Annotated in this window: 18 protein-coding genes; 10 read left to right on the top strand and 8 right to left on the bottom strand. The window is 76.2% G+C overall.

Annotated features, from left to right (window positions below):
- Positions 1-106 precede the first annotated feature (106 nt).
- Positions 107-565, top strand: coding sequence for a DUF4383 domain-containing protein (locus tag GTR02_RS11170; protein WP_205709061.1), 459 nt, complete (start codon positions 107-109; stop codon positions 563-565).
- Positions 566-597: 32 nt separating this feature from the next.
- On the opposite strand, the gene GTR02_RS11165 is transcribed toward GTR02_RS11170, so the two are convergent.
- Positions 598-1,782 carry a 4-hydroxybenzoate 3-monooxygenase gene (locus tag GTR02_RS11165; protein WP_166607567.1) on the bottom strand — a complete coding sequence of 395 codons (1,185 nt, stop codon included), beginning with the start codon at positions 1,780-1,782 and terminating at the stop codon, positions 598-600.
- 82 nt (positions 1,783-1,864) lie between these two features.
- Here GTR02_RS11165 and GTR02_RS11160 point away from each other — a divergent pair, with 82 nt between their 5' ends.
- From GTR02_RS11160 to GTR02_RS11130, 7 genes are all read left to right on the top strand, one after another.
- The gene (locus GTR02_RS11160; protein WP_205709060.1) at positions 1,865-2,620 is read left to right on the top strand and encodes an IclR family transcriptional regulator domain-containing protein; all 756 of its coding nucleotides are present in this window, start codon (positions 1,865-1,867) and stop codon (positions 2,618-2,620) included.
- A 123-nt stretch (positions 2,621-2,743) separates the two neighbouring features.
- Complete coding sequence (gene pcaH, locus GTR02_RS11155) at positions 2,744-3,631, top strand: protocatechuate 3,4-dioxygenase subunit beta (protein WP_205709059.1); 888 nt, start codon at positions 2,744-2,746, stop codon at positions 3,629-3,631.
- Positions 3,628-4,212 carry a protocatechuate 3,4-dioxygenase subunit alpha gene (pcaG, locus tag GTR02_RS11150; RefSeq protein WP_166607565.1) on the top strand — a complete coding sequence of 195 codons (585 nt, stop codon included), beginning with the start codon at positions 3,628-3,630 and terminating at the stop codon, positions 4,210-4,212. Before pcaH ends, pcaG begins: the two co-directional genes overlap by 4 nt.
- On the top strand, positions 4,209-5,621 hold the full coding sequence (locus GTR02_RS11145) for a lyase family protein (protein ID WP_166607564.1): 1,413 nt from the start codon (positions 4,209-4,211) through the stop codon (positions 5,619-5,621). Before pcaG ends, GTR02_RS11145 begins: the two co-directional genes overlap by 4 nt.
- On the top strand, positions 5,618-6,814 hold the full coding sequence (gene pcaDC, locus GTR02_RS11140) for a bifunctional 3-oxoadipate enol-lactonase/4-carboxymuconolactone decarboxylase PcaDC (protein ID WP_166607563.1): 1,197 nt from the start codon (positions 5,618-5,620) through the stop codon (positions 6,812-6,814). Before GTR02_RS11145 ends, pcaDC begins: the two co-directional genes overlap by 4 nt.
- 60 nt (positions 6,815-6,874) lie before the next feature.
- A complete protein-coding gene (locus GTR02_RS11135) occupies positions 6,875-8,086 on the top strand; it encodes a thiolase family protein (RefSeq protein WP_166607562.1) in 1,212 nt (403 codons plus the stop codon).
- A gap of 9 nt (positions 8,087-8,095) precedes the next feature.
- On the top strand, positions 8,096-8,497 hold the full coding sequence (locus GTR02_RS11130; RefSeq protein WP_166607561.1) for a TIGR03618 family F420-dependent PPOX class oxidoreductase: 402 nt from the start codon (positions 8,096-8,098) through the stop codon (positions 8,495-8,497).
- A gap of 7 nt (positions 8,498-8,504) precedes the next feature.
- On the opposite strand, the gene GTR02_RS24400 is transcribed toward GTR02_RS11130, so the two are convergent.
- The 7 genes from GTR02_RS24400 to rpsB form a co-directional block, all read right to left on the bottom strand.
- Positions 8,505-9,092 carry a DivIVA domain-containing protein gene (locus GTR02_RS24400; RefSeq protein WP_166607560.1) on the bottom strand — a complete coding sequence of 196 codons (588 nt, stop codon included), beginning with the start codon at positions 9,090-9,092 and terminating at the stop codon, positions 8,505-8,507.
- The gene (gene rlmN / locus GTR02_RS11120) at positions 9,089-10,342 is read right to left on the bottom strand and encodes a dual-specificity RNA methyltransferase RlmN (RefSeq protein ID WP_166607559.1); all 1,254 of its coding nucleotides are present in this window, start codon (positions 10,340-10,342) and stop codon (positions 9,089-9,091) included. The genes GTR02_RS24400 and rlmN overlap by 4 nt, the downstream gene beginning before the upstream one ends.
- A 21-nt stretch (positions 10,343-10,363) precedes the next feature.
- Complete coding sequence (locus tag GTR02_RS11115) at positions 10,364-11,239, bottom strand: phosphatidate cytidylyltransferase (protein ID WP_166607558.1); 876 nt, start codon at positions 11,237-11,239, stop codon at positions 10,364-10,366.
- Positions 11,236-11,793 carry a ribosome recycling factor gene (gene frr, locus GTR02_RS11110; protein ID WP_166607557.1) on the bottom strand — a complete coding sequence of 186 codons (558 nt, stop codon included), beginning with the start codon at positions 11,791-11,793 and terminating at the stop codon, positions 11,236-11,238. The genes GTR02_RS11115 and frr overlap by 4 nt, the downstream gene beginning before the upstream one ends.
- A gap of 58 nt (positions 11,794-11,851) precedes the next feature.
- Complete coding sequence (pyrH, locus tag GTR02_RS11105) at positions 11,852-12,601, bottom strand: UMP kinase (protein WP_166607570.1); 750 nt, start codon at positions 12,599-12,601, stop codon at positions 11,852-11,854.
- Positions 12,602-12,789: 188 nt separating this feature from the next.
- On the bottom strand, positions 12,790-13,626 hold the full coding sequence (gene tsf, locus GTR02_RS11100; RefSeq protein WP_166607556.1) for a translation elongation factor Ts: 837 nt from the start codon (positions 13,624-13,626) through the stop codon (positions 12,790-12,792).
- A gap of 164 nt (positions 13,627-13,790) precedes the next feature.
- Positions 13,791-14,747, bottom strand: coding sequence for a 30S ribosomal protein S2 (gene rpsB / locus GTR02_RS11095; protein WP_166607555.1), 957 nt, complete (start codon positions 14,745-14,747; stop codon positions 13,791-13,793).
- Positions 14,748-15,055: 308 nt separating this feature from the next.
- Here rpsB and GTR02_RS11090 point away from each other — a divergent pair, with 308 nt between their 5' ends.
- Together GTR02_RS11090 and GTR02_RS11085 are read left to right on the top strand one after the other, a co-directional pair.
- Positions 15,056-16,216: a pyridoxal phosphate-dependent aminotransferase gene (locus tag GTR02_RS11090; protein ID WP_166607569.1), complete on the top strand. Its 1,161-nt coding sequence runs from the start codon at positions 15,056-15,058 to the stop codon at positions 16,214-16,216.
- Positions 16,213-16,584: a TraR/DksA family transcriptional regulator gene (locus GTR02_RS11085; protein WP_338073746.1), complete on the top strand. Its 372-nt coding sequence runs from the start codon at positions 16,213-16,215 to the stop codon at positions 16,582-16,584. Before GTR02_RS11090 ends, GTR02_RS11085 begins: the two co-directional genes overlap by 4 nt.
- The last annotated feature ends 178 nt before the right edge of the window (positions 16,585-16,762 follow it).

Below are 16,762 nucleotides of genomic sequence, written 5' to 3'. Positions count from 1 at the left end.
GTGCCCGGGGCACCACGCGGTCCGCCGGGGGTTTGCCCCGCGCCGCCGGGGGCACCGAGGGGGACGAGCGCCCCGACGGGGCGGGACGAGCGCAGGGAGGGCAGCCGTGGCACCGAGGTTCGTGGACGACCAGCTGAAGCAGGACCCGGAGGCGACCTCCGCGCAGTACCTGGCGTGCGTGCTGGGCGTGACCTACCTCGTCGTCGGCCTGGTCGGCTTCGCCGTGACGGGCACGATGGGGTTCACCGACCACGACCCGCAGCGGCAGGTCGCCGGGCTGACGGTCAACCCGCTGCACAACGTGGTCCACGCCGTCGTCGGCGCCCTGGGCGTCGTCGCGGTCACCCGCAGCCGCCGCGCCCGGCGCTACGGGATCCTGCTGTTCGTCGTCTTCGGCGTGCTGGCGGTCACGGGGTTCCTGGGCGGCCCGGGGCCCCTGAACGTCAACGGCCCCGACCACGTGCTGCACGCCGGGACCGCGCTGCTGGGGCTGGTCATGGCGCTCGTCCCGACCCGCGCCCAGCGGGGCACGTCCCCGCGGGTCGCCGGCTCCGCCCGCCGCTGACCGCCGCTGACCGCCGCGGGCGGCCCGGCGCCTCAGAGCTCCAGCGGCAGGCCCGCGTAGTTCTCGGCCAGGCCCGCGGCGGCCGCGCCGCTGCTCGTGACCCAGCGCAGCTGCGAGAGCTGGAGCTGGTGGTCGAAGGGGTCCTCTCCCGTGTGCAGCATCGAGGTCATCCACCACGAGAAGTGGGTGCAGCGCCACACCCGGCGCAGGGCCCGGTCGGAGTAGGACCCGGCCGGTCCCGGGTCGCCGTCGCGCAGCAGCGCGACGAGCGCCGGCGCGAGCAGCCCGACGTCGGCGACCGCGAGGTTCAGCCCCTTGGCGCCCGTGGGCGGCACGGTGTGGGCCGCGTCGCCGACGAGGAACAGCCGGCCGTGGCGCATGGGCGTCTGCACGAAGCTGCGCATGGGCAGCACGCTGCGGTCGGTGATCGGCCCCGGCGTCAGCTCCCAGCCGTCCTGGCCGTGGCCCAGGCGCAGCGCCAGCGCGTCCCAGATCCGGTCGTCGGACCAGGTCGTGACGTCGGTCCCCGCGGGCACCTGGAGGTAGAACCGGCTGACGGTGGGCGAGCGCAGCGAGTGCATGGCGAAGCCGTCGGGGTGCCAGGCGTAGATCAGCTCGTCGGTCGAGGGCGCGACGTCGGCCATGATCCCCAGCCAGGAGAACGGGTACGTCCGCTCCCACGTGGTGCGCACGCCGTCGGGCACGGCCGCGCGGCTGGGGCCGAAAGCGCCGTCGCAGCCGACGACCGCATCGGTGTCGATGCGCCGGGCGAGTCCGGTCGCGTCGGTGAACGTCACGTGCGGGGAGTCCGTCGCGAGGTCGTGCAGCGCGACGTCCGTCACCTCGTAGTGCACCTCCTGACCGCGGGCGGTGGTCGCCGCGACGAGGTCCTTCTGCACCTCGGTCTGCCCGTAGGCCCACACCGAGCGGCCGACGAGGTCCACGAAGTCGAGGTGGTGGCGCTCCCCCGGCCAGTGCAGGTGGATGCCGCGGTGCTCGGCGCCCTCGGCGCGCAGCCGCCCGTCCAGCCCGGCCTCGCGGAGCACCTCCACGGTGGAGTGCTCGAGGATGCCGGCCCGCACGCGCGCCCCGACGTAGGCCTGCGAGCGCGCCTCGAGGACGACCGAGTCGACCCCCCGGGCGGCGAGGAGGTGGGACAGGAGGAGGCCGGAGGGACCGGCCCCGACGACGACGACCTGGCTCCGCTGTGAGCGCATGGCGGATGGTAGGCACAGCCTGGCCGCCGGTCCGGCTGCCGCTTCCGCCCCGTGGAAGCCGTCGCCCGGGGAGGATGGCCGGGTGACCGCGCTCCCGCCCACCGCCGCGGGCAAGCTGCTGGCGGTGCTGGGCGCCTTCGACGCCGGGCACGGCCGGCTGCGCCTGTCCGAGCTCGCCACCCGCTCGGGGCTGACGCTGACGACGACGCACCGCATCGTGGCCGAGCTGACGGCGTGGGGGGCGCTGGCCCGGCGCGGCGACGACTCCTACGTCGTCGGGCGGCGGCTGTGGAACCTGGGGCTGCTCGCGCCCGTGCAGACCGACCTGCGGGCCGTGGCCGCGCCGTTCCTGCACGACCTGCACGCCGCGACCAAGGCCACGGTGCACCTGGCCGTGCTCGACGGCCACGAGGCGCTGTACGTCGACCGCGTCTCGGGGCGGCGGTCGCTGCCCGTCGTCAGCGAGGTCGGCGTGCGGCTGCCCCTGCACACCACGGGGGTGGGCAAGGTGCTGCTGGCGCACGCGGGCCCGGACGTCGTCGAGCGCTGCTTCGCCGGCCTGGCCGCCCGCACCGAGTGGTCGGTCACCGACGCGGGCGTCCTCGCGGCGCAGCTGGCCGCGGTGCGCCGGCAGGGCTGGGCGCTGACCGACCAGGAGATGACGGCCGGGACCTCGTCGGTCGCGGTGCCCCTGCGCGACGGCACGGGCGACGTCGTCGCGGCCGTCGGCATCGTCGTCCCGCCCTTCGAGCTCGGCTCCCCCGCGCAGCAGTCGATGGTCACGGCGCTGCGGGTCACCGCGGCGGGCATCGAGCGCAGCCTGCCGCCGGTCCCCTGAGCCGACGACGGGGCGGGGGCTCGTGACGGCCGGCTTCCGCCCCGCGGAAGGGCTCCTGCCCGGACCGGCCCGGACGTGGTTGCGTGGGACCGTCGCACCGCAGCGACCCGGGAGGAGACCAGCATGGGCCTCGAGGGCCACCCCACCGCCACGGCGCCCCGTCGCGAGGCGCCGGTCGCGGACGCCGTGCCCGGTCTGCCGCTGCCCGCCCTGCGCCGCGGGTCCGCTCCGGCCCTGCTGACGCAGGCGGACATCACCGCGGAGATCGAGGCGGAGCACGCGGTCTCCGCCGGGCTGCGCGCCCGCGGGCTGGCGGTGCCCGCCACGCGCAACGACTTCGCCCCCTACCGCAGCTCGATCCTGCGCCACCCGACCAAGGACCCGGTGCAGGCCGACCCGGAGGCCGTGGAGCTGCTGGCCCCCGTCTTCGGCGAGCGCGACGTCCACGCCCTGGAGGCGGACCTGACAGCCACGGGCGCCGGGGAGCCCGTCGGGGAGCGCATCGTGGTGACCGGCCGGGTCGTGGACGGCGAGGGGCGGCCCGTCCGGCGTCAGCTCGTCGAGGTCTGGCAGGCCAACGCCGCCGGCCGCTACGCCCACCGGCGCGACCAGCACCCCGCCCCGCTGGACCCGAACTTCACCGGCGTCGGGCGCTGCCTCACCGACGACGACGGCACCTACCGGTTCACGACGATCAAGCCCGGGCCCTACCCGTGGAACAACCACCGCAACGCCTGGCGGCCCGCACACATCCACTTCTCGCTGTTCGGGACGCAGTTCACCCAGCGGCTCATCACGCAGATGTACTTCCCCGGCGACCCCCTCTTCGCGCTCGACCCGATCTACCAGTCCACGACCGACCCGGTCGACCGCGAGCTGCTCGTGGCGCGCTACGACCACGACGTCACCCAGCACGAGTGGTGCACGGGGTACCGGTGGGACATCGTCCTGACCGGGACCCACCGCACGCGGCTCGAGGAGCCGGCGGAACCCGGCGAGGAGCACGCGTGAGCACCGCAGCGGCACGGCCCACCCCCGGCCAGACGGTCGGGCCCTTCTTCGGCTACGCGCTGCCCTACGCGGGCGACGCCCACCTCGTCCCGCCCGCGAGCCCCGGCGCGCTCTGGCTGCACGGCAGCGTGTTCGACGGCCTCGGGGCCCCCGTGACGGACGCCCTGCTCGAGGTCTGGCAGGCCGGGCCGGACGGCCGGGTGCCCCGCGCGAGCGGTTCCCTGCGCCGCGACGGGGCCACGTTCACGGGTTTCGGGCGGTGCGCGAGCGACGGCGAGGGCGGCTACGGGTTCTGGACGCGCGAGCCCGCGGCCGTCGGCCCCTCCGCGCGGTTCGTGGCCGTCACGGTGTTCGCCCGCGGGCTGCTGCACCGGCTCCTCACCCGGGCCTACCTGCCCCCCCGGGACGCGGCCGAGCAGGCTGCGCTGCAGCGCGACCGGCTGCTCGGCGGGTTGCCGCCCGAGCGGGCCCGGACCCTGCTCGCCACCCGCGAGGACGACGGGTCCGTGCGCTTCGACGTCCGCCTCCAGGGCGAGGGCGAGACGGTGTTCCTCGAGCACGACCCGCCGCGGACCCCGTGACGTCGGACCTGTTCCTGCCCGGCCTGCACCGCGCGGGGGACGCGTTCACCGACCGCGCCTTCGTGCGGGGGGCCGTCGCGGTCGAGGCGGCGTGGCTGGACGTGCTCACGGACGCGGGCCTGGCCCCCGCCGGCGGCGCGTGCCTGAGCGCGGTGGCCGACGAGGTCGACCCCGCGGCGCTCGCGGTGGGTGCGGAGGACGGGGGCAACCCCGTGCTGGGCCTGCTGGCCCGGCTGCGGCCGGTCGTGGCGGCGGCGCACGGGGACGCGGCGGCGGCCTGGCTGCACCGGGGGCTGACCAGCCAGGACGTGGTCGACACCGCCCTGCAGCTGTGCGCGCGGGACGTCCTCGTCCCCCTGCGGGCCGAGCTCGACGCGCAGGCCGACGCGCTCGTGGCGCTGGCGACCGAGCACCGGGGCACCCCGGCCGTCGCGCGGACGCTGACCCAGCACGCGCTGCCGACGACGTTCGGCCTCCGCGCGGCGGGGTGGCTGACGTCGGTCCTCGACGCGCGCGACGCGGTCGCCGCCGTGCGCCCCGCGGCCCAGGTCGGCGGCGCCGTCGGCACCCTCGCCTCGCTCGTGGACCTGCTGCACCGCCACGGCTCCGCCGATCCGCCCGCCGCGGCGACGGTGCTGGCCACCGCGCTGGCGGACCGGCTGGGCCTCCTCGCGCGGCCGGCGTGGCACACGAGCCGCCGGCCCGTGACGGTCGTCGGCGACGCCCTCGTGGCGGCCACCGACGCCTTCGGCCACGTCGCCGGTGACGTCCTGCTCGGCTCGCGGCCCGAGGTCGGCGAGCTGCGCGAACCCGCGGCCGAGGGCCGCGGCGGGTCCTCGGCCATGCCGCAGAAGCGCAACCCCGTCCTGTCCGTCCTCGTGGCCCGCACCGCGGCCGCCGCCCCCGGGCTGGCCGCCGAGCTGCACCGCGCCGCCGCCGGCGCCGCCGAGGAGCGGCCCGCGGGGGCCTGGCACACCGAGTGGGCCCCGCTGGCCCTGCTGGGCCGCTCGGCCCTCGCCGCCGCCCGGCAGCTCACCGAGGTCCTCACCGGGCTGGAGGTGGACGTCGCGGCGATGGCCCGCACGCTCGACGGGGCCCTGCCGGGCGTCCTCGCCGAGCGGCTCGTGCCGGCCCTCGCGGTCCTCCCGACGCGCGACGGCGTCCTGGGTCCCGCCGCGGCCCGGGACCTCACCCGCCTCGGGAGCCTCGCGGACCTGCGCGCGGCGACCGCGGCGGCCACGACGACCGGGCCGGCGGAGCTGGACGGGCTGCTGGCCGAGCTCACCGACCCGCGCGGCTACCTCGGCACCGCGGACGTCGCCGTCGACGCGGTCCTCGCCCGGGCCGCGGCGCGCCCGCCGTCCGGGGCGGCGCACGACACCGGAACCGGCACGGGAGGAAGCGCATGAGCGTCCTGGACGAGACCCGCCTGACCCCGGGGACGGGGGACGACGGGGCGCTGCCGCTGCTCGTCGTGGGTCCCTCCCTCGGCACCAGCAGCCGGTCGCTGTGGTCGGCCGTGGCCCGGCGGCTCACGGGCGTGGCCGTGGTCGCCGGCTGGGACCTGCCCGGTCACGGCGGCGCCGCACCCGCGGACGGCCCCCTCACCGCCGCCGGGCTGGCGGCGCGCCTCGCGGGCTTCGGCGCGGCCGTGCAGGCCGAGCGGGGCCGCGCCGGCGAGCCGTTCGCCTACGCCGGCAGCTCGCTGGGCGGCGCCCTGGGCCTCCAGCTGGCGCTCGACCACCCCGCCGCCGTCAGCGCGGTCGGGGTCGTCTGCTCCGCGGCCCGCATCGGCACCCCGGCCGCCTGGCACGACCGGGCGGCCACCGTCCGCGGCCGCGGTCTCGCGCCCGTCGTCGAGGCCACCCCGGCGCGGTGGTTCGCGCCCGGCTTCGCCGAGGCCGCCCCCGACGCCGCGGGCGCCCTGCTGGCCGACCTCGCGGCGGCGAACCCCGCCTCCTACGCCGCGGCCTGCGAGCTGCTCGCCGCCTTCGACGTCCGGGACCGGCTGCCGGGGCTCCGCGTGCCGCTGCTCGCCGTCGGCGGCGCGCTGGACCCCGTGGTCCCCCCCGCGGACCTGCTGGCGCTCGGCGGTGCCCCCGGCGCCCTCGCGACCCTCGTCCCCGGGGTGGCCCACCAGCTCCCCGTCGAGGACCCCGCCGCGCTGGCCACGCTGCTGCACCGGCACGTCCTGGCCGCCCCCGCGGCGCAGCGGCGCAGCCTGGGCGAGCAGTACGCCGCCGGGATGGCCGTGCGCCGCGAGGTGCTGGGGGCCGAGCACGTCGACCGCGCCACGCTGGCCGCCGACGACGTCACCGCCGACTTCCAGGAGATGATCACGCGGTACGCGTGGGGCGGGATCTGGACGCGGCCCGGGCTGACCCGGCGGGAGCGGTCGATGGTGACGCTGACGGCGCTGATCGCCCGCGGCCACCACGAGGAGCTCGTCCTGCACCTGCGGGCCGCCCGGCGCAACGGCCTGACGCGCGAGGAGGTCACCGAGGTGCTGCTGCAGTCCGCCGTCTACTGCGGGGTGCCGGACGCGAACACGGCCTTCCGCCTGTACCGGGAGGTCCTCGCGGCCGACGCCGCCGGGGACTGACCCGCGACCACCCGCACCCCTCCCACCGTCCGAGCGCACGCCGACCACCGGAGCCCCGCGATGCCGACCGCCTACCTCTACGACGCCGTCCGCACGCCCTTCGGCCGCTACGGCGGCGCGCTCGCGGGGGTGCGTCCCGACGACCTCGCGGCCGGGGTCCTCGCCGAGCTGCTGCGCCGCTCCCCCGGCCTGGACCCCGCGGCGGTCGACGACGTCCTGCTGGGCAACGCCAACGGGGCCGGTGAGGAGAACCGCAACGTCGCGCGGATGGCGGCCCTGCTCGCGGGGTTCCCGGTCACGGTCCCGGGCAGCACCGTCAACCGCCTGTGCGGCAGCGGTCTCGACGCGGCGATCCTCGCGGCGCGCGCGGTCGAGACCGGCGACGCGGACGTCGTCGTCGCGGGCGGCGTGGAGTCCATGAGCCGGGCGCCGTGGGTGCTGCCGAAGCCTGCGAAGGCCTACCCCGCCACGGACGTCACGGCCGTGTCGACCACGCTGGGCTGGCGGCTCGTGAACCCGCGCATGCCCGCGGAGTGGACCGTGTCGCTCGGCGAGGCGAACGAGCAGCTGGGCGAGCGCTTCGGCGTCGGCCGCGAGGAGCAGGACGCCTTCGCCGTCCGGTCGCACCACCGCGCGGCCGCGGCCTGGGACGCCGGGCGCTACGCCGACCTCGTCGTCGCGGTCGAGGGGACGGAGCTCACCCGCGACGAGGGCATCCGCGCGACCACGACGCCCGAGCGGCTGGCCCAGCTGACGCCCGCCTTCCGGCCCGACGGCACCATCACCGCGGGCAACGCCTCCCCGCTCTCCGACGGCGCCTCCGCGCTGCTCGTCGGCTCGGAGGCGGCGGCCGGACGCGTGGGCCGGGACCCGGTGGCCCGCATCGCTTCGCGCGGCGTGGCGGCGTGCGACCCGCGCGAGTTCGGCTACGCCCCCGTCGCCGCGGCCGAGGCCGCGCTGGCCCGGGCGGGCCTGCGCTGGTCCGACGTCGGCGCCGTCGAGCTCAACGAGGCGTTCGCCGTGCAGAGCCTCGCGTGCCTGCGGGCGTGGGGGGTCGACCCGGGCCTCGTCAACCAGTGGGGCGGCGCGCTGGCGCTGGGGCACCCGCTGGGCGCCTCGGGCGGCCGCGTCCTCGGGACCCTGGCCGCCGTCCTGCGCGCCACCCGCTCGCGGTGGGGCGTCGCCGCCATCTGCATCGGCGTCGGTCAGGGACTGGCCGTGGTGCTGGAGAACCTCGACGTCGCGGGGGCGCCGGAGCGCCCCGTGGCCTAGGTTCCCGGGGTGGCCCTGGACCCCGCCGCCCTGCCCGGCACCGCGCTGGAGTTCCTCGTCGAGCGCCACCTCGCGACGATGACCACGCTGCGGCCCGACGGTTCCCCGCACGTCGTGCCCGTCGGGTTCACCTTCGACCCCGCGACGCGGCTCGTGCGCGTCATCACGTCGCGGACCTCCCGCAAGGCGCTCAACGTCGCGGCGGGCTCGCGCGTCGTCGTCGCCCAGGTGGACGGGCGCCGCTGGCTCGCGCTGGAGGGGCCGGGGCGGCTGCTGAGCGCCCCCGAGGAGGTCGCGGAGGCCGAGCGCCGCTACGCCGGTCGCTACCGGGTGCCGCGCCCGAACCCCGAGCGGGTCGTCGTGGCCGTCGCCGTCGACCGCGTGCTCGGGTCGGTGCCGCCCTGGCCGTGAGCGCCCCTCAGTGGTCGAAGGTGACCATGAGCTCGACGACGCGGTCGAAGAACGCGTCGACGGGGGCCTCGCGGTAGCCGCGCGCCCCGCGGGCCGGGCGGAACAGCGCCTGCCGCACGTCGGCTGCGCTGAGCCGCCGCCCGCCCGTGAGGTGGCGGTGCAGCAGGTCGCACAGCTCGTCGACGTCGGCGGGCCGGTAGCCGCGCCGTAGGCCGCGCCCGCGCGGGAACCGCTCCCCGTCCGGCTCGCCGAGGCGGCCGTGCACGGCCGCGGACAGGGCCGCCGCCCGCTCGGCCCACTGCCGCTGGTCCTCCGCCGCCAGGGCGCGGGCGCGCTCCAGGCGCGCCAGCAGGTCCTCCACGCGCGCCAGCACCGCGTCGGTCGCCGTCACGTCGTAGCCGCCGAACTGCGCGCCGAAGCCCACCGCGCGCACCTGCGCCGAGGTCAGCGCGCCCGTGCCGGCGGCGCGGGTCGCGTGCGCCAGGAAGGCGTCCACGTCCTCGCGGCGGTAGCCGCGCCGCAGCCCGCCCGTGCGGTGCGGCCGCTGCTGCAGCGCCCGCTCGAGCGGCGTCGCCGCCCCCACGTCGGAGGTCACCCGCGCGGCTCCTCCGGTGCCGCCGCGAGCTGGCCGCAGGCGCCGTCGATCTCGCTGCCGCGGGTGTCGCGCACGGTCGTGGGGACGCCCCGGGCCTCCAGCGCCGCGACGAACGCGCGCTCGACGGCCGGGTCGCTGGCGGTCCACTTCGAGCCGGGCGTCGGGTTCAGCGGGATGGGGTTGACGTGCACCCAGCCGCGGCCGCGCGCGTTCAGCAGCTTGCCGAGGCGGTCGGCGCGCCACGCCTGGTCGTTGACGTCGCGGATCAGCGCGTACTCGATGCTCACGCGGCGGCCGGTGGCGTCGAAGTAGCGCTTGGCGGAGTCCAGCGCCTGCGCGACGTTCCACCGCTTGTTCACGGGCACGAGCTCGTCGCGCAGCTCGTCGTCGGGGGCGTGCAGGCTCAGCGCCAGCGTCGCCGGGATGCCCTCGGCGGCGAACCTGTCCATCGCGGGCACCAGGCCGACGGTCGACATCGTGACGCCCCGCGCGGAGATGCCGAGCCCGTCGGGGGCCGGCTGGGTCAGCCGGCGCAGGGCCGCCACGGCCGAGCGGTAGTTGGCGAGGGCCTCGCCCATGCCCATGAAGACGACGTTGGTCACGCGCCCGGGGCCACCGGCGACCTCGTCGCGGGCCAGGGCGCGGGCGGCGCCGGCGACCTGCTCGACGATCTCCGCCGTCGACAGGTTGCGGGTCAGACCGGCCTGGCCCGTCGCGCAGAACGGGCAGTTCATGCCGCAGCCGGCCTGGCTGGAGATGCAGACGGTGTTGCGGCCCGCGGACTCGCCCTTGCCCGGGTAGCGCATGAGGACCGACTCGACCAGCGCGCCGTCGTGCAGCTTCCACAGCGTCTTGACCGTGGTCCCGCGGTCGGCCGAGAGCGTCCGCAGCGGCGTCAGCAGCGTCGGCAGGAGCGCCTCGGAGATGCGCTGCCGGCTGGCGGCGGGCAGGTCCGTCATCTTCTCGGTGTCGTCCTCGAGCCGCTCGAACCACTGCGTGGCGAGCTGCCGGGCGCGGAAGGGCTTCTCCCCCAGCGCCGCGAGGGCGTCCGCGCGCTCGGCGGGCTCGAGGTCGGAGAAGTGCCGCGGCGGCTTGCCGCGCTGCGGGGCCGTCATGACGAGCTGGCCGGGACCCGCGGGCGCCAGCGGCAGGGGCTCGCGCCCCTCCGGTGCGGTCACGGCCGCCGGGCCGGGCACGGGCGTCGGGGTGGAGGCGGTCGGCACGGAGGAGGGGGTCTCGACAGCAGGCATGGTGCCTCCATGGTAAGCCGCTCAGGACCCCACGAGCACGATCAGCAGCAGGTGCACGACGGGGGCCGCGGGGAGCAGGGAGTCCAGCCGGTCCATGACGCCGCCGTGCCCGGGCAGGACGTCGCCCATGTCCTTGATGCCGAGGTCGCGCTTGAGCATCGACTCCGACAGGTCCCCGAGGGTGGCGATGGCGACGGCGGCCAGGCCGAGCAGGGCCCCGCCCCACCACGAGCCGCCCAGCATCAGCGGCAGGCACACGGCCCCGAGCACGGCCCCCGCCGCGAAGGACCCGGCGAGCCCCTCCCACGACTTCTTCGGGCTCACCGACGGCGCCATGGGGTGCCGGCCGAAGAAGACGCCCGCCGCGAACCCGCCGATGTCGCTCGCGACGACCAGGACGACGAACAGCAGGACGCGCCACGCCCCCTCGGGCTCGCGGAGCATCAGCATCGTGAAGCTCGCGAGCAGGGGCACGTAGGTCGCGACGAAGACCCCGCCGGCGACGTCGCGCACGCTCGGCGTCGGCACGGGCGCGCCCGAGGCCGCCGGGGGGCTGACGAAGCGCCAGGCGAGGACCGCGAAGACCGTCAGCGCGTACGCGACCGCCAGCGTCGCGGCCCCACCGACGTAGGCCCCCGGCACCATCGCCACCGCGCCGGCCGCGACGGGCAGGACGGGCACCTGCAGGTGCCGGCTGCGGAACGCCCGGGCCATCTCGACGCTGCCGTAGACGACGGCCGCGACGACCACGACGACGAACGCCTCGCGGCGGATGAAGAGGCTGAGGACGAGCACCCCGCCGAGGCCGAAGCCGACACCCACGGCCTGCGGGAGGTTGCGGCCCGCCTTGCGGGCGGGCGCGGCGGCGGTGGGGCCGCCCGCTGCTGACGCGTTCACACCGCGAGCAGCTCCGTCTCCTTGTTCTTCAGGAGGTCGTCGACGGCGTCCACGTACTTCTTGGTGGTCCCCTCGAGGTCCTTCTCCGCGCGCGTCACCTCGTCCTCGCCCGCCTCGCCGTCCTTGACGATGCGGTCGAGCTCCTCCTTGGCGCGGCGGCGGATGTTGCGCAGCGTGACGCGGGCGTCCTCGGCCTTGGTGCGCGCCAGCTTGATGTAGTCCTTGCGGCGCTCCTCCGTCAGCTGCGGCAGCTGGATCCGGATGACGTTGCCGTCGTTGCCCGGGTTCACGCCCAGGTCGGAGTTGCGCAGGGCCTTCTCGATCTCCGCCATCGCGCTGCGGTCGAACGGCGTGATGAGCACCGAGCGGGCCTCGGGGATCTGGAAGGAGGCCAGCTGCTGCAGCGGGGTCGGCGCGCCGTAGTAGTCCACCACGATCTTGTGGAACATGGCCGCGTTCGCCCGCCCGGTGCGGATGCTGCCGAAGTCCTCCTTGGCGACGTCGATCGCCTTGGTCATCTTCTCCTCGGCCTCGAGGAGGGTGTCGTCGATCACGGTCGTTCCCTTCGTCCTGCCACCGGCGCGCGAGGAGTGCCGCGCCGCCGCCACAGGGTCAGTCGGTGGTCACCTGGGTGCCGATCCTCTCACCCCGCAGGGCGCGGGCCACGTTGCCCTCGCCCTCCATGCCGAAGACGACCATCGGCAGCCGGTTGTCCATGCAGAGGCTGAAGGCCGTCGTGTCGACCACGCGCAGACCCTGGCGCATGGCCGCGGCGTAGCTGATCGACTCGATCTTGGTCGCGGTCGGGTCGGTGCGGGGGTCGCCCGTGTAGACGCCGTCGACGCCGTTCTTGGCCATCAGCACGGCGTCGGCGTGCACCTCGAGCGCCCGCTGCGCCGCGACGGTGTCGGTCGAGAAGTAGGGCAGGCCCGCGCCGGCCCCGAAGATCACCACGCGGCCCTTCTCCATGTGCCGGATCGCGCGCCGCGGGATGTACGGCTCGGCGACCTGGCCCATCGTGATGGCGGTCTGCACGCGCGTGTCGACGCCCGCCTGCTCCAGGAAGTCCTGCAGCGCCAGGCAGTTCATGACGGTGCCGAGCATGCCCATGTAGTCGGCGCGCGTGCGCTCCATGCCGCGCTGCGACAGCTCCGCGCCGCGGAAGAAGTTGCCGCCGCCCACGACGATCGCGACCTGCACGCCCTGCTTCACGGGCTGCGCGATCTCCTTGGCGACCGCGGCGATGACGTCGGGGTCCACGCCCACCTTGCCGGCGCCGAAGAACTCGCCGGACAGCTTCAGGAGCACGCGCCGGTAGGCGGGGGCCGGCTCGACCGTGCCGGCCGCGAGGTCGACGGTCAGGCTCGGCTGGCTGGTCTCCGGCACGCGGGTCTCCTCAGAGGTGGTGGGGGGTGTGAGCGCGGGGCTCGCTGCAGTGTGCCGTACGGGAGGTCACCGGGTCACGGTCCGTCACTCCCGCGGTGGGCCGGACGTGCGGACGGGGCGGGAGGACCGCAGTCCTCCCGCCCCGTCACGGGTGAGCAGGTGCCTCAGGCGCCGACGCGGAAGCGGGCGAAGGAGGTCACGTTGGTGCCGGCCGCGGCCAGCACCTTGGCGACGGTCAGCTTCGGGTCCTTGGCGAAGGCCTGCTCCAGCAGCACGTTCTCCTTGAAGAAGGAGTTCACGCGCCCCTCGACGATCTTGGGCAGGGCCGCGTCGGGCTTGCCCTCCTCGCGGGCCTTGTCCTCGGCCACGCGGCGCTCGGTCTCGACCAGGTCGGCCGGCACCTCGTCGCGCGTCAGGTAGATCGGCGACATCGCGGCGGCGTGCATCGCCACGTCGCGGCCCGTGGCCGCGGCGTCGTCGGAGTCCGCGTCGAGGGCGACGAGGACACCGATCGTCGGCGGCAGGTCGCTCGCGGTGCGGTGCAGGTAGGACGCGACGCGGGCGCCCTCGACGCGCGCCACGCGGCGGACCTCGATCTTCTCGCCGAGCTGGGCGTTGCCCTCGTCGAGCACGTCCTTGACGGTCTTGCCGTCGAGCTCGCTGGCGAGCAGCGACTCCGCGTCGGTCGCCGCGACGGCGACGGCCTGGTCGAGCAGGCGCTGCGCGAGCTCCTTGAAGGGCTCGCTCTTCGCGACGAAGTCGGTCTCGCAGTTGATCTCGACCAGGACGCCGACGCCACCGGCGACGGAGGAGGCGACGAGGCCGTTGGAGGCCACCCGGCCCTCGCGCTTGGTGACGCCCTTGAGGCCCTTGACGCGCAGCAGCTCGACGGCCTTGTCGAAGTCGCCTTCGGCCTCCACGAGCGCGTTCTTGCAGTCGAGCATGCCGGCGGCGGTCTTCTCCCGCAGCGCCTTGACGTCAGCAGCGGTGTACGCAGCCATCGGTCGTCTCCTCCGTTGAGTCGTTGAGGACGGTGGGTCGATCAGGACGGTGGTCGATCAGGACGGTGGTCGATCAGGGGCGGCGGTGCCGCAGCCGGCGTGCGGTGCGGACCACGCGCGACGACGCCCCGGACCGGACGTCCGGTCCGGGGCGTCGAGGGCACTCAGGCGTTCTGCGCCGCCGGGACGGCGGTCTCGACCGCGTCGGCGGAGGCGTCGACCGCACCGGTCTCGGCGGGCGTCTCGACGGCCACGGCCGCGGGCTCGTCCTCGGGCGCGACGGGGGCACCGGAGGCCGCCTCGGCCTCGGCGACCTCGGGGCCACCGGCGGTCGGCGCGGTGACGGGGCTCTCGGAACCACCGGACTGCACGTCGTCGCCGGCGATGACGTCCTGCTCCCACTCGGCCAGCGGCTCGTCCTGCGCGCCGCCGTGGCGGACCTGCAGGCCGGCCGCGACCGCGTCGGCGATGACCCGGGTCAGCAGCGTGACGGAGCGGATCGCGTCGTCGTTGCCGGGGATGCGGTAGTCGACGTCGTCCGGGTCGCAGTTGGAGTCGAGGATCGCCACGACGGGGATGTTGAGCTTCTTGGCCTCGTCGACCGCGAGGTGCTCCTTGTTGGTGTCCACGATCCACACCGCGCTGGGGACCTTGCCCATGTCGCGGATGCCGCCGAGGGTCTTGGCCAGCTTGTCCTTCTCGCGGCGCAGGACGAGGAGCTCCTTCTTCGTGAGGCCGGACCCGGCCACGTCGTCGAAGTCGACCTCCTCGAGCTCGCGCAGCCGCGCGATCCGCTTGGAGACGGTCTGGAAGTTGGTGAGCATCCCGCCGAGCCAGCGCTGGTTCACGTAGGGCATCCCGACGCGGGCGGCCTGCTCGGCGATGGGCTCCTGCGCCTGCTTCTTCGTCCCGATGAAGAGGATGCTGCCGCCGTGGGCGACGGTCTCCTTGACGAAGTCGTAGGCGCGGTCGATGAACGACAGCGACTGCTGGAGGTCGATGATGTAGATGCCGTTGCGCTCGGTGAAGAGGAAGCGCTTCATCTTGGGGTTCCAGCGACGCGTCTGGTGTCCGAAGTGCACACCGGACTCGAGCAGCTGGCGCATCGTCACGACGGCCATGGGTGGTCCTCCTCGTACCGGCCCCCTGGTGGGACCGGGATCGGTTTCCGCAGCGGGCCGGGTGGCCCGTGGCGCCTGGTCCCCGGCAGCGCACCCGACCGGCCGCTGACGCGGACGGACCGAGGGGTGCAGCTCCTGCGTGGCAGGGGTGCGGGGACGCGATGTCACCCCGGGCCCGGAGCCGTCGTCCAGGCTGAGGACGACGACCGCGCACGGGGAGCGCTCGTAGTCTACGACGCGTGAGCAGCACCCTCGACCGCGCCCGCGGCGACGCCCCGTCCCCCCGGCGGTCACCCGTCGTCGCGCGCATGCAGCGCTTCGGCCCCACGATCTTCGCCGAGATGTCCGCGCTCGCGCTGCGGACGGGGTCGGTGAACCTCGGCCAGGGCTTCCCGGACACCGACGGCCCCGCCTCCCTGCTCGACGACGCCGTCGCGGCGGTCCGGGGCGGGCACAACCAGTACCCGCCGGGCGTCGGCGTGCCCGCGCTGCTCGAGGCGGTCGCCGCCCACCAGCAGCGCTTCCACGGCCTGGCCGTGGACCCGGCGACCGAGCTGCTGATCACCGCGGGCGCCACCGAGGCGCTCGCCGCGACCGTGCTCGCGCTGTGCGAGGCGGGCGACGAGGTGGTCGTGCTGGAGCCCGCCTACGACTCCTACGCCGCGACCATCGCCCTCGCGGGTGCGGTCCAGCGCTCCGTGCCGCTCGTGCCCGACGCGAGCGGCGCCTTCCGCGTGGACCTGACCGCGCTCGCGGCGGCCTTCTCCGAGCGGACCCGGCTGGTGGTGCTGAACACGCCGCACAACCCGACGGGCGCGGTGCTCACCGCGGCCGAGCTCGCCGCGGTCGCGCGCCTCGCCGTCGCGCACGACGCGGTCGTGGTCACCGACGAGGTCTACGAGCACCTGGTCTACGGCAGCGCCCGGCACGTGCCGATCGCGACGCTGCCGGGGCTGGCGGAGCGGACGCTGACGATCTCCTCGGCCGGCAAGACGTTTGCGGTCACGGGCTGGAAGGTCGGCTGGGTGCACGGCCCGGCGGAGCTCGTGGCGGCCGTGCGGACGGTCAAGCAGTTCCTCACCTACGTCAACGCGGCCCCCTTCCAGCCGGCCGTCGCGGCCGCCCTCGCGCTGCCGGACGCCTTCTTCGAGGACTTGGCGGCCGACCACGAGCGGCGCCGCGACCTCCTGTGCGACGGCCTGCGGAGCGCGGGCTTCGACGTCCTCGTCCCCGAGGGCGGCTACTTCGTGTGCGCCGACCCGCGGGGGCTCGGCTTCGACGACGGCACCGCGCTCTGCCGCGCGCTGCCCGGGCTCGCGGGGGTCGTGGGCGTACCCGTCGCCGCCTTCTGCGACGAGGGCTCCCTCGCGTCCCTCGCCGTGCGGCACCTCGTGCGGTTCACCTTCTGCAAGTCCGACGCCGTGCTCACGGAGGCCGTCGACCGCCTGCAGGCGCTGCGGCGCCCGTGAGCACCGCGGACGGCGTGCGGGCGGCGCTGGCGGAGGAGCGGCGCGCCGCCGCGGGGCGGCTCGCCGCGCTGGAGCGGGAGCTCGCGAGCGCGGTGGAGGCCGCGGCCGAGGGCACCGCCGACGACGAGCACGACCCCGAGGGCTCGACCACGGCCTTCGAGCGTGCGCAGGTCGCGGCGGTGCTGGACCAGGTGCGCACGCGCGTGGCCGCGCTGGACGACGCGCTGGCCCGCGTCGGCGCCCCGGGGTTCGGCCTGTGCACCGGCTGCGGCGAGCCGATCGCCGCCGAGCGCCTGGCCGCCCGGCCGTGGGCCACGACGTGCGTCGCCTGCGCCGCCGGGTCCCCAGGCGGCCGCCCGCGCCGCTAGTCCCCAGCCCCGGCGCTCGGCCGCTGCACCGCGGCGGGGTGCCCGCACCCTGGGCCGGTGCCCTCGCTCGTCACCGCCGCCGTCGTGACCGCCGCCACCGCCTCGCTGGCGGCCGCGGTGGTCCTCGTGCCCGCGCGCCCGCCCGCGCCCGCGGGCGCCACCGGCCTGGGCGCCCGCG

The organism is Kineococcus siccus (assembly GCF_009906795.1).
In the GTDB taxonomy this organism is placed as follows: Bacteria; Actinomycetota; Actinomycetes; order Actinomycetales; family Kineococcaceae; genus Kineococcus; species Kineococcus siccus.
Note: the sequence above shows the minus strand (reverse complement) of the source record. Positions and strands in the feature narration are given on the sequence as shown.

What these genes read in the sequence shown, in the direction of transcription:
- GTR02_RS11135 (WP_166607562.1), top strand. Translation starts at nt 6,875, where the DNA reads ATGCCGACCGCCTACCTCTACGACGCCGTCCGCACGCCCTTCGGCCGC.
- rpsB (WP_166607555.1), bottom strand. Translation starts at nt 14,747, where the DNA reads ATGGCCGTCGTGACGATGCGCCAGCTGCTCGAGTCCGGTGTGCACTTC.
- pcaDC (WP_166607563.1), top strand. Translation starts at nt 5,618, where the DNA reads ATGAGCGTCCTGGACGAGACCCGCCTGACCCCGGGGACGGGGGACGAC.
- GTR02_RS11090 (WP_166607569.1), top strand. Translation starts at nt 15,056, where the DNA reads ATGCAGCGCTTCGGCCCCACGATCTTCGCCGAGATGTCCGCGCTCGCG.
- GTR02_RS11165 (WP_166607567.1), bottom strand. Translation starts at nt 1,782, where the DNA reads ATGCGCTCACAGCGGAGCCAGGTCGTCGTCGTCGGGGCCGGTCCCTCC.
- pcaH (WP_205709059.1), top strand. Translation starts at nt 2,744, where the DNA reads ATGGGCCTCGAGGGCCACCCCACCGCCACGGCGCCCCGTCGCGAGGCG.
- rlmN (WP_166607559.1), bottom strand. Translation starts at nt 10,342, where the DNA reads ATGCCTGCTGTCGAGACCCCCTCCTCCGTGCCGACCGCCTCCACCCCG.
- tsf (WP_166607556.1), bottom strand. Translation starts at nt 13,626, where the DNA reads ATGGCTGCGTACACCGCTGCTGACGTCAAGGCGCTGCGGGAGAAGACC.